This window comes from Sphingomonas lacusdianchii (assembly GCF_022664395.1).
Classification (GTDB): Bacteria; Pseudomonadota; Alphaproteobacteria; order Sphingomonadales; family Sphingomonadaceae; genus Sphingomonas; species Sphingomonas lacusdianchii.
This window is the reverse complement of record NZ_JAKRET010000007.1, coordinates 53,580-67,112: the sequence shown is the minus strand read 5'-3', so window position 1 is coordinate 67,112 and position 13,533 is coordinate 53,580. Positions and strand designations below refer to the sequence as shown.

At 69.4% G+C, this 13,533-nt stretch carries 12 protein-coding genes; 4 read left to right on the top strand and 8 right to left on the bottom strand.

Going from position 1 to position 13,533, the window contains the following annotated elements:
- Window positions 1-5: 5 nt before the first annotated feature.
- The 5 genes from MF607_RS11095 to MF607_RS11075 all read right to left on the bottom strand — a co-directional run bounded on the left by MF607_RS11095 (window position 6) and on the right by MF607_RS11075 (window position 6,971).
- Window positions 6-1,223 carry an argininosuccinate synthase gene (locus MF607_RS11095; protein WP_242118648.1) on the bottom strand — a complete coding sequence of 406 codons (1,218 nt, stop codon included), beginning with the start codon at window positions 1,221-1,223 and terminating at the stop codon, window positions 6-8.
- A 313-nt stretch (window positions 1,224-1,536) separates the two neighbouring features.
- A complete protein-coding gene (locus tag MF607_RS11090; RefSeq protein WP_242118960.1) occupies window positions 1,537-4,938 on the bottom strand; it encodes a chromosome segregation SMC family protein in 3,402 nt (1,133 codons plus the stop codon).
- Window positions 4,939-4,984: 46 nt separating this feature from the next.
- Window positions 4,985-5,716, bottom strand: coding sequence for a thioredoxin domain-containing protein (locus MF607_RS11085; RefSeq protein WP_242118646.1), 732 nt, complete (start codon window positions 5,714-5,716; stop codon window positions 4,985-4,987).
- A gap of 26 nt (window positions 5,717-5,742) precedes the next feature.
- Window positions 5,743-6,438, bottom strand: a complete 696-nt coding sequence (locus tag MF607_RS11080; RefSeq protein ID WP_242118643.1) for a DsbA family protein — start codon at window positions 6,436-6,438, stop codon at window positions 5,743-5,745.
- The gene (locus tag MF607_RS11075) at window positions 6,438-6,971 is read right to left on the bottom strand and encodes a DUF721 domain-containing protein (RefSeq protein ID WP_242118641.1); all 534 of its coding nucleotides are present in this window, start codon (window positions 6,969-6,971) and stop codon (window positions 6,438-6,440) included. Before MF607_RS11075 ends, MF607_RS11080 begins: the two co-directional genes overlap by 1 nt.
- 28 nt (window positions 6,972-6,999) lie before the next feature.
- On the opposite strand from MF607_RS11075, the gene MF607_RS11070 reads away from it, so the two are divergent.
- From MF607_RS11070 to nudC, 3 genes are read left to right on the top strand one after another with little or no spacing between them, the layout of a single operon-like run.
- Entirely contained in the window at window positions 7,000-8,031 is a 1,032-nt protein-coding gene (locus tag MF607_RS11070) for an A/G-specific adenine glycosylase (RefSeq protein ID WP_242118640.1), read from the top strand.
- Window positions 8,028-9,350, top strand: coding sequence for a serine hydrolase domain-containing protein (locus MF607_RS11065; RefSeq protein ID WP_242118638.1), 1,323 nt, complete (start codon window positions 8,028-8,030; stop codon window positions 9,348-9,350). Before MF607_RS11070 ends, MF607_RS11065 begins: the two co-directional genes overlap by 4 nt.
- Window positions 9,347-10,195: an NAD(+) diphosphatase gene (gene nudC / locus MF607_RS11060; RefSeq protein ID WP_242118636.1), complete on the top strand. Its 849-nt coding sequence runs from the start codon at window positions 9,347-9,349 to the stop codon at window positions 10,193-10,195. Before MF607_RS11065 ends, nudC begins: the two co-directional genes overlap by 4 nt.
- Before the next feature lie 3 nt (window positions 10,196-10,198).
- Here nudC and MF607_RS11055 read toward each other — a convergent pair whose 3' ends face one another.
- Complete coding sequence (locus MF607_RS11055; protein WP_242118634.1) at window positions 10,199-11,089, bottom strand: prephenate dehydratase; 891 nt, start codon at window positions 11,087-11,089, stop codon at window positions 10,199-10,201.
- Between the two features lie 142 nt (window positions 11,090-11,231).
- On the opposite strand from MF607_RS11055, the gene MF607_RS11050 reads away from it, so the two are divergent.
- Window positions 11,232-11,912, top strand: a complete 681-nt coding sequence (locus tag MF607_RS11050) for a c-type cytochrome (protein WP_242118632.1) — start codon at window positions 11,232-11,234, stop codon at window positions 11,910-11,912.
- A gap of 237 nt (window positions 11,913-12,149) precedes the next feature.
- Here the strand turns inward: MF607_RS11050 and MF607_RS11045 are convergent, their stop codons facing one another.
- Together MF607_RS11045 and MF607_RS11040 are read right to left on the bottom strand one after the other, a co-directional pair.
- Window positions 12,150-12,833 carry an HAD family hydrolase gene (locus MF607_RS11045; RefSeq protein ID WP_242118629.1) on the bottom strand — a complete coding sequence of 228 codons (684 nt, stop codon included), beginning with the start codon at window positions 12,831-12,833 and terminating at the stop codon, window positions 12,150-12,152.
- Between the two features lie 17 nt (window positions 12,834-12,850).
- Entirely contained in the window at window positions 12,851-13,513 is a 663-nt protein-coding gene (locus tag MF607_RS11040; RefSeq protein ID WP_242118628.1) for a YggS family pyridoxal phosphate-dependent enzyme, read from the bottom strand.
- Window positions 13,514-13,533: the final 20 nt, after the last annotated feature.

The following is a 13,533-nucleotide window of genomic DNA, read 5'->3' as shown; positions in this document are numbered from 1 at the left end:
GCGCCTTACCGGTCGCGCCGGCCCAGCAGGCGCAGGCGCAGCGCGTTCAGCTTGATGAAGCCCGCCGCGTCGCGCTGGTCATAGGCGCCCTGATCATCCTCGAACGTCACGACCTTTTCGCTGTACAGCGAATTGGGCGAACGACGCCCGATGACATGGACGCCACCCTTGTACAGCTTCAGGCGGACTTCGCCCGACACCTTGTGCTGGCTGTGGTCGATCGCGGCCTGCAGCATCTCGCGCTCCGGCGAGAACCAGAAGCCGTTATAGACCAGCTCGGCATAGCGCGGGGCCAGTTCGTCCTTGAGGTGCGCGGCACCGCGGTCGAGCGTGATCTGTTCGATCGCGCGGTGCGCGGCGTGCAGGATCGTGCCGCCCGGCGTTTCGTACATGCCGCGCGACTTCATGCCGACGAAGCGGTTCTCGACCAGATCGAGCCGGCCGATGCCGTGCGCGCGGCCCAGCTCGTTCAGCTTCGCGAGCAAGGTCGCGGGCGACATGCCCTCACCATCGACCGCCACCGCATCGCCGCGTTCGAAGGCGACGGTGATGACCTGCGGCGTGTCGGGCGCGTCCTCGGGATTGACGGTGCGCGAGAAGACATAGTCCGGCACCTCGTCCCACGGATCCTCCAGCACCTTCCCCTCGGACGAGGTGTGCAGCAGGTTCGCATCGGTCGAGAAGGGCGATTCGCCGCGCTTGTCCTTGGGCACCGGAATCTGGTGCTGCTCGGCAAAGGCGATCAGCGCGGTACGGCTGGTCAGGTCCCATTCGCGCCAGGGCGCAATGACCTTGATATCGGGCTGGAGCGCATAATAGCCGAGTTCGAAGCGGACCTGGTCGTTGCCCTTGCCGGTGGCGCCGTGGCTGACCGCGTCGGCATTCACCTGACGCGCGATCTCGATCTGGCGCTTGGCGATCAGCGGGCGCGCGATCGAGGTGCCGAGCAGGTACAGCCCTTCGTACAAGGCGTTCGAGCGCATCATCGGGAACACGAAGTCGCGGACGAATTCCTCGCGCAGGTCGTCGATGAAGATATGCTCGGGCTTGATGCCCATCAGCTCGGCCTTCTTGCGCGCCGGCTCCAGCTCCTCGCCCTGGCCGAGATCGGCGGTGAAGGTTACCACCTCGCACTTATATTCCTGCTGCAGCCATTTCAGGATGACGCTGGTGTCGAGACCGCCCGAATAGGCGAGGACGACGCGGTTGATGGATTCGGCCATGGGCAGGCTCCTTGGGGGTCGCGAAAACGGTTGGCCGGGCGACTAGGCGACAAGGGGGCAGGGCGCAAGGATGTGCGGAGGTGTTCCGTCTACCCGCCACCCGTTTGCTTCGAGCGCAGGTTCGAGCCTGTCGAGAACCGAAGTCGAGAACCGAAGTCGAGAAGTGGGTGCCCCAAGCGGGCCGTTCTCGACGAGGGGCGGGTCGGATTGTCCCCCGGACAATCCTGAACCATGCGGGGCATGGTTCACCCGACCCTCTTCTCGACAAGCTCGAAGCTGCTCGAACCGAACGGGATGGGGTAGGCTGCGAGGGTTACTCTGCCGCGAGCAGGCTGGTCGCGCCGCCCAGATCGACCGATACCAGCCGGCTGACGCCGCGTTCGATCATCGTGACGCCGAACAGGCGGTGCATCCGGCTCATCGTCGCGGCATTGTGGGTGACGATCAGGTAGCGGGTGTCGGTGTCGGCGGCCATCCGGTCGAGCAGGTCGCAGAAGCGATCGATATTGGCGTCGTCGAGCGGTGCGTCGACCTCGTCGAGGACGCAGATCGGCGCGGGATTGGTCAGGAACAGCGCGAAGATCAGCGCGACCGCGGTCAGCGCCTGCTCGCCGCCCGACAGCAGGGTCAGCGATTGGAGGCGCTTGCCCGGCGGCTGGGCAAGGATTTCGAGGCCCGCCTCCAGCGGATCGTCCGAATCGATCAACTCGAGTTGCGCCTGCCCGCCGTCGAACAAGGCACCGAACAGGCGGCGGAAATGGGTGTCGACCGCCTCGAACGCCGCGAGCAGCCGCTGGCGGCCCTCGCGGTTGAGCGTCCCGATCGAACCGCGCAACCGCTGGACCGCTTCGGCAAGGTCGGCGCGCTCGGCCGCCGTTTCGCCCTGCGCCGCTTCGAGTTCGGCAAGTTCGGTCTCGGCGATCAGGTTGACCGGGCCGATCCGGTCGCGGGTCCCGAGCAACCCGTCATGTGCCGCCGTCTCGGCCGCAGCGTCGCCGACCTCCGCCGCGACGAAGCCGATGCGCGGCAGCAGCGGCGGCGGACATTGGAAGCGCTCGCCCGACAGCCGGCCGAGTTCGAGGCGGCGTTGCTCGTGCCCCTCGGCACGCGCCGCAGCGCCGGCGCGGGTTTCACGGGCGGCGGCGATCGCTTCGGCGATATCGCCGGCGGCGCGTTCGGCGGCGCGTAGCCGGCCTTCGGCGGCCTGTTCGCCGGTCGCGGCCTCGGCGGCGGCGGTGCGCAATCGGGCGAAGTCCTGCTCGATCGCGACGAGTTCGGTGGCGAGTGCGGCGGGACGGTCGCGCAGCGCGTCGCGATCGGCGGCGATGGTCGCCATGCGGTCATCGATATCGGCGATCCGTCCGGCCGCGTCCGTCGCGCGGGCGTGCCACGATGCGATTTCGGCCTCCGCCGTGGCGGCCCGCGCATGATCGCGGACCAGGGCGGTATCCAGCGTCGACCGTGCTGCATGGGCGTCGGCGACACCGGAGCGGGCGGCATTGGCTTGCGCCAGCAAGGCGGCGACGCGGGCACCGACGAGCGTGCGGTCGGGTAACGCGCGGACGGCGTCGGCGGCGCGATCGGTATCGGCGGCGGCTTCGGCCAGTTCGCCGCGCAGACGCTCCAGTCTTGCCGCGACGTCGTCGGCACGCGCCTGTGCGCGTTCGATCGCGGCGACGGCGCGGTCTTCGGCACGTGCGGCCTCGCGGGCGGTAGTCTCGGCGCTGTCGAGCGTGCGCCGCGCGGTGGTCAACGTCGTTCGCGCTTCGGCGATGGCGGTATCGGCGGCGGACAATGCGGTGTCGGCAACGGCACGTCGATCGGCCAGTGCCGGGCGGCTCTCCCGCAGCGTACGCAGGCGATTGGTTCGGGCGAGGCGCTCGGCCGCCGCCGCTCCCGATCCAGCACGGCTGCGCAGCCCGTCCCAGCGGCGCAGCGCACCGTCGAGCGTCACCAGCCGCTGTCCGACCGCCAATGGCGTGCCGTCGTCGCGCTCGACGACCAGGATCTGCGCCAGTCGCCGGGCGAGGAGCGGGGCGGTGACATGCGCCGACAGGCGGCCGATGCCGACCGGTACCGCGGGCTGTTCGCCGGCAATCGCGTCGTCCCGCCAATAGCGATCGTCGGCGGGATCGGTGCCGGCGTCGAGATCGTCGCCCAACGCCGCCGCCAGCGCCGCTTCGAACCCCGGTTCGACTACGACCGAATCGATGATTCGCGCCCGCCCGGTCCGCCGTAGCGCGCGGTCGAGCGCGGCGATCTCGCTATCGATCGCGGCGAGTTCGGCGGCGGCGGCGGCGCGGTCGGACTGGGCGCGGCCGCGCGCTTCCTGGGCGGACCGGTCGGCGGCTTCGGCGGCGGCGATCGCCGCGCGGGCGGTGTCGGCATCGTTCAGCGCCGCCGCGCGCCGTTCGGCTGCGGCCGTACGTTCGGCGACCAGCGGCGCGACCGCAGACAGGGTAGATTGCTCGGCGAGCAGCCGTGCTTCTTCACGCCGGGCCCGGTCGAGTCGCGCGCGGGCGGCATCGTGGGCGGCGGTGGCGACGCGCGCTTCGGCCAGTTCGGCGGCCTGTGCGGCCAGCGCCTCGGCATGGGCGGCGTCGGCAAGGGCGGCAGCACGGGTTGCCGCGTCCAGTGCCGCATCGAGCAGCGGCAGGCGCGCGGTGGCGTCGGCCAGCGCGTCGGCAAGTTGCGCGCGTTCGGCGTCGAGCCGGGCGAGCGCGGTTTCGGCGTCGCCGGCCAGCGCCGCTTCGCGCGCGCGATCTTCGGTCAGGCGTGCGGTCTGTGCGGTCAGGTCGGCCAGCCGCCGCGTCGCGGCATTGGCCTGCGCCTGTACCCGCTCGCGGGCATGGCCGACGTCGCTCAACTGCTGGCGCAGGCGTTCGGCATCGGCGCGGGCCGTCGCCAGCGCCTGGGTCGCCGCCGACAGGTCGCCGGCGGTCCGACCCTGCATCCCGGCGTGACTGGTGACCAGCGCCTCGGCGGTCTTGGCTTCGGTAGTGGCGGCTTCGGCCGCGGCGACCGCGTCGCGCCAGCGGGCATAGATTGCCCGCGCCTCCGCCACCCGGATCGCATCGGTCAGTTCGCGATACCGTGTCGCGACCCGTGCCTGCCGCCGGAGCGTCGCGGCGCGCGCATCCTGTTCCTGCGCGATCTCGGCCAAGCGTTCGAGATTGGCCTCGGTGGCGCGGAGCTTGCCTTCGGCATCCTTGCGCCGGACGTGCAGCCCGGCGATGCCGGCGGCTTCCTCCAGCATCGCGCGGCGTTCGGCGGGGCGCGCGGCGATGACCGCGCCGATCCGGTTCTGGCTGACCAGCGCGGGCGAATGCGCGCCGGTGGCGGCATCGGCGAACAGCAGCGACACGTCCCTGGCACGGACGTCGCGACCGTTGATGCGATAGGCGGAACCGGCACCGCGCTCGATCCGGCGGACGATCTCGACCTCGTCGCCATTCGCGTCTTCGGCAAGGATCGCGACTTCGGCGAAATCGCGCTGCGGTCGCGTCGCGGTGCCGGCGAAGATGACGTCGTCCATCCCCGCGCCGCGCAGCGACTTGGCGCTGTTCTCGCCCATGGTCCAGCGCAACGCTTCGAGCAGGTTCGACTTGCCGCAGCCATTGGGGCCGACGACGCCGGTCAGCCCCGCCTCGATCACCAGATCGGCGGGGTCGACGAAGCTTTTGAACCCGCTCAGCCGCAGCCGCTGGAGCGTCAGCCCCGGCGCGGGAGGAAGGGCCGCGTCATCCGGCGCGGCCATGGGGTCAGGCGCCGGCCGCCTTCAGCGCCGCCTCGACCTGCGGCCACGACAGCGCATTCTCGGCCTTCTCGCCGTTGATGAGGAAGGTCGGCGTGCCGGTGACGACCGCGCCGCCCTCTTCGGTGATCTTGACCACCTGTTGCAGCAGATTCTGGTCGGCAAGGCACTGGCGGGCCTTGGCCTCGGGCACGCCGCGCTGCTTGACGAAGTCGACATAGCCCGCCGCATCGGCCCATGCCGAGACCGCCTGGAGCGGCGGGATCGACTGGAGCCGGGCCTGTTCGGCCTGCGGCAGCGCTTGCATCCGGTCGAGCGTCGCCGCCTGATCCTGATACATCGCCTCGAGCAGCGGGAAGAAGGTGGCGGTGCCGTTGCACCGGCCCAGCACGGCTGCGGCGAGGTCGGGTGCGCCATGGATCGCGAAATCGCGGAATTCGAAGCTGACCTTGCCGGTCGAGACATAGTTGTTGATGAGCGGCTCGTTGCCTTCGCGGCCGAACGCGCCGCAGGTCGGGCAGGTGCGCGAGCCATATTCGACCAGCTTCACCGCTGCATCGGGGTTGCCGATGCGATAGCCGCCCTCGGGCGTGACCGCGACCATGTCGGTCCATTTCTGCCCGGCAGGCGCGGCGACATTGGCGACCGGTGCGGCGGCGCTGCCATTGCCGCCGGCGTCACCGCCGCCGCCACAGGCCGACAGCGAAGCGAGCGCGATCAGGGGAAGTGCGAAACGCATGGGCGATACTCTCTTGGCGACAGGGATTATTTGGCGGCGAGCAGCAGTGGCTTGAGCGTCGCCCAGTCATGGACGTCGGCCTTCTGCCCGTTGATCTCGAAGCTGGGGGTGCCGGCGACATTCGCCGCCTGTGCCGCTTCGGCGATGGCGATAACGCGTTTCTGCGCCGCTTCGTCGTTCAAACACGCGGTGATCTGCGCATCGGCGAGGCCGTGGCCACGCATCAGCGCGCGCAAGCCGGTGGCGTCGGCCAGTTGCTGCAGGCGGATCGCGATGGTCGCGGTCCGGGTCTGCGCGGCGGGCGTCTGCGCAAAGGCATCGGCCTTGTCGAGCATCTCCTTCTGCCGCGCCATGATCGCGTCATGCGCGGCGAGGAAGCGGTTCGGTCCGCCACAGCGCACGAGGATCGCGGCGGCAAGGTCGAGCGCGTCGCGCGGCAGCGTGCGATATTCGACCCGCACCCTGCCCGATTTCAGCATCGCCGGCAGCTCGGCCTTCGCCTCCTTGGCAAAGGCGGCGCAGTGGGGGCAGGTATAGCTGGCCCATTCGACCAGCTGCACCCGGGCCATCGGGTTGCCGACGACGATACCGCCGGTCGGCAGCATCACGACATTGGTCGACCAGTCGCGGCTGGCAGTGGCGCGCGCAGGCGCCTGCGCCTTGGCGGGCGGCAGGCCGAACAGCGCGAGCAGGAACGAACAGACGAGGAGGAGGATACGCATCAGCGGACCTTGCCGAGGATCGGGATGGCGGGGGGCGGCGGGGCGGCGACGGCACCGGCGAGCGCGGCGAGCACCTCGCGCAGCTCGGGATCGGCGATGTCGCGGATCGATTCGCCCATGTCGGCCGGGATCGGCGGCGGATCGCGCCGCACCGGCACCGCACGGCGCGGGCGGACCTCGCCATGGCGGAACTGCAACCGCGCGACCGCCGGATAGCCGAAGAAGCGGTTGACCCGCTCGACGATCTCGGGCGCGATATGCTGCATCATCGTGCCGTGCGCGCCCGACACGATCAGCGTCAGCGTGCCGTCGGCGCGCTTGCCCGGCGGGAAGCGAATCGATTCGGGGGCGGATACGCGCGCGAAGCGTTCGCCGACGATCTCGCCCCAGCGGCTGACGACCGCCGACTGGACGAAACCGAATTTGCGGAACGCCGCACCGCCGATTTCGGGGAGCAGTTCGGCCACGGCGCGCGCTCCCCCACGGCGGCGGGGTTCGGGAATCGTCGCATGGGGGCGGGGACGCGTCGTCATTGTCGCCACCCCATGCCATAGAGCCGGTGTGGACGCCAAGCATCTCTCTGTCGCCGAACGATTGCTCGACTGGTATGATCGCCATCATCGCAGCCTGCCGTGGCGCAGCCCGCCCGGCACGCCGCCGCCCGATCCCTATCGGGTGTGGCTGTCGGAGGTGATGCTGCAGCAGACGCAGGTGGCGAGCGTGCGGCCCTATTTCGAGGCATGGACCGCGCGCTGGCCATCGTTCGCGGCGCTGGCGGCGGCGGACGATGCCGATGTCATGGCGGCATGGGCGGGGCTTGGCTATTATGCGCGGGCACGCAATCTGCTGGCCTGTGCGCGGGTGGTCGCGGCGCGGGGGGCGCTGCCCGACAGCGAAGCCGGGCTGCGCGCCTTACCGGGGATCGGCGACTATACCGCCGCCGCGATCGCCGCGATCGCCTTTGGCCAGCGGGCGGTGGTGGTCGATGCCAATGTCGAGCGAGTCGTGGCGCGGCTGTTCGCGATTTCGCAGGCGCTGCCCGGCGCCCGTCCGGCGATCCGTGCGGCGACCGACACGATCACCCCCGACGACCGCGCCGGCGATTTCGCGCAGGCGATGATGGATCTGGGGTCGACCGTCTGCACGGTACGCAATCCGCGCTGCCTGCTGTGTCCGTTGCGCGAGGATTGCGCGGCATTCGCAGCGGGTACGCCCGAAGCCTTTCCGGTCAAGGCGGCGAAGAAGGCCAAGCCGCAACGGTTCGGCACGCTGTTCTGGGCGGAGCGGGACGGGCGGGTGCTGCTGGTGCGGCGACCCGACAAGGGGTTGCTGGGCGGCATGCGCGCGCTGCCGACCGGGCCATGGGCCGATAGCGATCCGGGGCCGGAGGGCGCGCCGTTCGCCGCCGATTGGCGCGCGATCGGACTGGTTCGCCACGGCTTTACCCATTTCGATCTTGCCTGCACCGTCATGGTGGCGGATGCAGGCGACGATGTCGCGCAGGGCGAATGGTGGCCGGTGGCGCAGATCGCCGATGCCGGGCTGCCGACGCTGTTCGCGCGGGCGATCGCGGTGGTGGAGGGAATGCGATGACGATCGGACGATGGGCGCACGGATCGATGGCGCTGGTGGTGCTGCTGGCGCAACCGGTAGCGGCATTCGCACAGGCCGCGCCGCCCCGGCCGCCGGCCGCCCCCGCCACCCGGACGCTGCCCGCGACCGAGGCGATGGTCCGGCGCTATGCCGCGGTGAACAAGGTACCGGGCATGGTCGTGGTCGTCGGCGGTCCGAACTGGACCAGCGCCCATGCCGCCGGACGCACCGCCGTAGAGGCCGGCGCGCCTGCCGCGAATACCGACACGCTGTGGCGGGTCTATTCGATGACCAAGCCGATCACCGGCATGGCGGCGATGATGCTGGTCGAGGACGGCAAGCTGAAGCTCGACCAGCCGATCAGCGATTTCATCCCCGCGTTCAAGTCGATGAAGGTGCTGACCGATCCCGACAACAGCCTTGCCAGCCGCCCGGCGACGAAGCCGATCACGGTCCGCAACCTGCTGACCCACACCGCCGGGTTGGGCTATACCATCGTCACCAAGGGGCCGTTGCTCAAGGAATATGAGCGGCTAGGCATCATTCCCGCCGCGGTGAATGCGCAGGCCGAGGCGGCGATGGCGCCGGTCCGGCCCAAATCGCTGGCGGAGTTCGCCGATCGCGTCGCGACGTTGCCGCTGATCGCCGAACCGGGGACGAAGTGGAGCTATTCGATCGGGCTCGACGTGCTGGGGCGGGTGATCGAGGTGGCGAGCGGCATGTCGTTCGAGCAGTTCCTGCAGACGCGGATGTTCGGCCCGCTCGGCATGACCTCGACCTATTGGCAGGTGCCCGAGCGCGAGAAGGCACGGTTGGCGAGCAACTATGCCTGGGCAGGCGACACGCTGCTGCCGCTCGATCCGGCGGCGACGTCGGTGTGGTTGCAGCGGCCGAGCTTTCCGTATGGCGGCGCGGGACTTGCCATGTCGGCGCGAGATTACGACCGGTTCCTGCACATGTTGCAGAATGGCGGGACGCTGGACGGCAAGCGGGTGATGAAGGCGGAGACGGTGGCGCTCGCCATGTCGAACCTGCTGCCCGGCGGCGTCACCTTCGGCGGCGTCGACGGGGCGACCGGCGGACAGGCGGGGCCGAAAATGGGCTTTGGTGCCGGTGGTTCGGTCTATCTCGAAACGCTGCCGGGGCGGCCGGGCAAGGGCACCTATGGCTGGGGCGGTGCGGCAGGGACCGTGGCGTTCGTCGATCCGGTTCGGCAGGTGCGGGGAACGGTGATGGTCAATTATTTCCCGGCCGATCGCTTTCCGTTGCGCGACGATCTGGTGAAGGCGTTGGCGAGCGACCTGATGGCGGCGCGATGATCGGCTTTACCGGGGCGACGCTGGAGCGGGTCGACCATGAACGCGACGATCCGGCCGCATTTGCGCGGGCGCTGACGCATCCGGGCGCGCGATTGCTGGTGCTGCACGGCCTCGAACCGCCGATCGCGGACGACCGGCTGGCATTGGTGCCGATGGACCCAAAGCGCGGCGACGCGCTGTTGCTCGGCAATCTGGGCGGAGCGCCGCTGTTCGCGATCGGCGACGGCGTCGCGACCGCGCCAGCCATGCGGTCGCCGACGCTGATGACCGCGCTGGCCGCGATGCCGGCGGAAGGGGCGGCATTGTACGGCATCGCCCGTAGCCTGATCGACTGGCATGTCCGGCACGGCTTCTGCGCCAATTGCGGGCAGGCGACGTCGGTGTCGCGCGCCGGCTGGGCACGGGCGTGCGGCAATTGCACCGCGCAGCATTTTCCGCGGACCGATCCGGTGGTCATCATGGCGGTCGAACAGGGCGACCGCGTGCTGCTCGGCCGGCAGCCGAGCTGGCCGCCGGGGCGCTATTCGACGCTCGCCGGCTTCGTCGAGGTCGGTGAGTCGATCGAGGAAGCGGTCAGGCGCGAGGTGCTGGAAGAAGCGGGCGTACGGGTCGGCGCGGTGCGCTATGTCGCCAGCCAGCCCTGGCCGTTTCCGTCGCAGCTGATGATCGGGTGCGTCGCGATTGCCGAGGATGACCAGTTGCGGATCGACACGGCCGAACTGGAGGACGCGTTCTGGGCGACGCGCGACGAGGTTCGTGCGGCGCTGGCGGGGGAGAGCGGGCGGTTCGTGGCGCCCCCGGCCTATGCGATCGCGCATAGTCTGCTGGTGGCGTGGGCGGAGTGAGACCTATCCGCGTTCGCGTGCCCGCCCATAGCTGCCGAGCAGGCGCATGCTCTTCGTATGAAAGCGCAATTCCTCCAGCGCGCGGTCGACATGCGGTTCGCCGGGGCGTCCTTCGATGTCGCAGAAGAATTCGGTCGCGGCAAAGGTGCCGCCGCGCTGGTAGCTTTCCAGCTTGGTCATGTTGACGCCGTTGGTCGCGAACCCTCCCATCGCCTTGTACAGCGCGGCGGGCACGTTCTTCACCTCGAACACCAGGGTCGTCATGCACGGCCCGGCGGGCAGTTCGGCGAGCGGGGCGCGGGCGAGGACGACGAACCGGGTGGTATTGTGATCGGCATCGGCGATGTCGTCGGCCAGTATCTTCAGGCCATATAGCGCGGCGGCAGCGGGCGGAGCGAGCGCGGCGACGCCGGGATCGGCCATCGCCGCGGCGGAGGCTGCGGCGCCGGCGGTGTCGGGATGCGCCACCGGCTCGATACCACGCGCACTCAACCAGTGGCGGCACTGGCCGAGCGCCTGTTCATGGCTCATCGCCTGTTTCACCGCCTCGACCGGGCCGAGCCCCAGCAAAGCGTGGCGGATCGGCAGGAAATGTTCGCCGGTGATGACCAGCCCCGATTCGGGCAGCAGGAAATGCATGTCGGCGACGCGGCCGTGCAGCGAGTTTTCGATCGGGATGATCGCGCAATCGGCCTTGCCCGAGCGCACCGCATCGATCGCATCGGCAAAGCCGAAACAGGGCAAGGGCAGCGCGTCGGGGAACGCCTGCGCCAGTGCGACGTGCGAATTGGCGCCGGGCGCGCCCTGAAACGCCACTGCGCGATGCGGTTCGCGGGCGGCGGCTTCGGTCATCTGCGCGACGAGGGGGCGGGCCGGTGCGGCATATTTGTGCATGGGTCGCGGCGATTATCGGTCAAGCGCGCGAGCGGCAAGCCTGTCTTGCCAGTATGGCCCGGCAAGCCTGACTTGCCAGTACGGGATGCCGTCTCTAAGCATGGCCCCAAACAAAACCATCTTAGGCGAGACGGCTCAGCGCATGGACGACCGGACGAACACGATCGCGGGTTGGGTATTGGCCGGATGTGCCGCGGCCCTCGGACTGTCCATTGCCAGTGGCATGATCTTCCATTCCGGCCCGCCGGAAAAGCCCGGCTATCCGGTGGAGGGCGCGGCCGAGGCCGGTGGCGGCGGCGGTGCGGCGGCGGTGCCGATCGCGACGCTGCTGGCGACCGCCGACGTCGCCAAGGGCGCGGAAGTCTTCAAGAAATGCGCGGCCTGCCACACGGTCAACCAGGGCGGGGCCAATGGCATCGGCCCGAACCTGTGGGGCGTGATCGGCAAGAAGCATGGGCATCTGCCGGGCTTCGCCTATTCGAGCGCGCTGACCGGTATTCCGGGCAACTGGGATTTCGACGCGATGAATGCGTGGCTGACCTCGCCGCGCAAATATGCGCCGGGCACCAAGATGACCTTCGCGGGTCTGGGCAGTGCCGAGGACCGGGCGAACGTCATCGCCTATCTCAATTCGCAAGGGTCGAACCTGCCGCTGCCCGCCGCACCGGCAGCCGGGGCCGCGCCGGCCGACGAAGGCGTGCAGAATGTCGAGGAAGGCGCGACCGCCAATACCGCCGATATCGTGAATGCGGCCACGCCCGCTTCGGGCGCGCCGTCGGTCGATCCCGCGGCGGCGGAACAGGCGGCGAAGAAGGGCGAGTAACGCTTCGTCCGCGTTCGGGCGGGGGCCATCAGGATGATGGTTCGCGCAAAGGCGCAAAGGACGCGAAGAGGCCGCCTATGTGTGGCCGATCCCCGTCAGCGGTCTACGCTTTGATCGGAAAGGAAGTATAGGCCTGCCGATCGGACGTGCCGATGACTGCACGAACATCCTCTGCGTCCTTTGCGCCTTTGCGCGAAACCCAATCTTTCTTCGCGCCTTCGCGTGAATCCGAGAAAATCAAACCGTCGCGGGCTCCAGTCCGAGCAACCGCGCCACTTCGTCGAAGCCGTGCGCGATTTCGGTCACGCCCAGTTCGCGCAGGCGGGCGTCATGGCCGACACCGCAATGCGTGCCGGCGCACAGGCCGATCACGCGGGCGCCCGATGCGACCGCGCCGGTGACGCCGACCGGTGAGTCCTCGAGGATCGCGCATTGATCGATCGGCACGCCCAGTTGCTGCGCGCCGTAGAGATAGAGGTCGGGCGCGGGCTTGCCGTTCGCGACATGCTCCTTGCCGCTATAGATGTGATCGCCGAACGCGTCGGCGATGCCCAGATGGCGCAAATGCGTAGAAATCCAGTGGGTCGTGCTCGACGAAACGATCGCCCGCGGCAGGTCGGCGGGAAGCGAGCGGACGAAGGCGATCGCGCCGGCGACTGCCTCGACGCCTTCTTCGAGCACGCGTGCATCCTCGATGGCGCGGGCTTCGAAGAAGCCGGCGGGGATCGGTCCGCCGACCCAGCGTTCGATCGCGTTGGTAAAGTGCGCGCCCGACAGGCCCATAAAATTGGCCATCGAATCTGCGGCGCTCGTCGGGTGGCCGGCCTGAGTGAGAAACTCGGCGATCTGGCGGTTGCCGGCATATTCGCTTTCGAGCAGCACGCCGTCGAAATCGAAGAGCAGGGCTTGCGGACGGGTCATCATAACCTCTTGGAAGATCAGGCGCGCGGGCCGAACAGGGCCGAACCGACGCGGACATGGGTGGCGCCGAGCGTGACGGCGGCTTCGAAATCGTCGGACATGCCCATGCTGAGCCCGGCCAAGCCATTGTCGCGGGCCAGTTTGGCGGTCAGCGCGAAATAGGGCGCGGCGTCGAGCCCGGCGGGGGGCACGCACATCAGCCCGGCGACCGGCAGGCCCGCCGCCTGTGCCTCGGCCAGCAGCGCGGGCAGGTCGGATAGCGCGCAGCCGCCCTTTTGCGGTTCGTCGCCGATATCGACCTGGACGAAACAGGCAGGCGCGCGACCGACCTTGTCGATCGCCCTGGCAAGCGCGGCGACCAGCGAGGGGCGGTCGACGGAATGGATCGCGTCGAACAGGCGGACCGCGTCCTCGGCCTTGTTCGATTGCAGCTGCCCGACCAGATGCAGTTCGATCCCGGGGGTAAGCGCCTGCAACGCCGGCCATTTCGCCTGCGCCTCCTGCACCCGGTTTTCGCCGAACACGCGCTGTCCGGCGTCGATCAGCGGCTGGATCGCGGCGGCGTCATGGGTCTTGCTGACCGCGATCAGCGTCGTCGCGCCTGCGTCCCGGCGCGCGATCGATTCGGCATGGGCGATCCGGTCGCGAATGCGGCCAAGCGAGGTTGCGGCGTTGGTCATTGGGCGCGCTATAAAGGGGG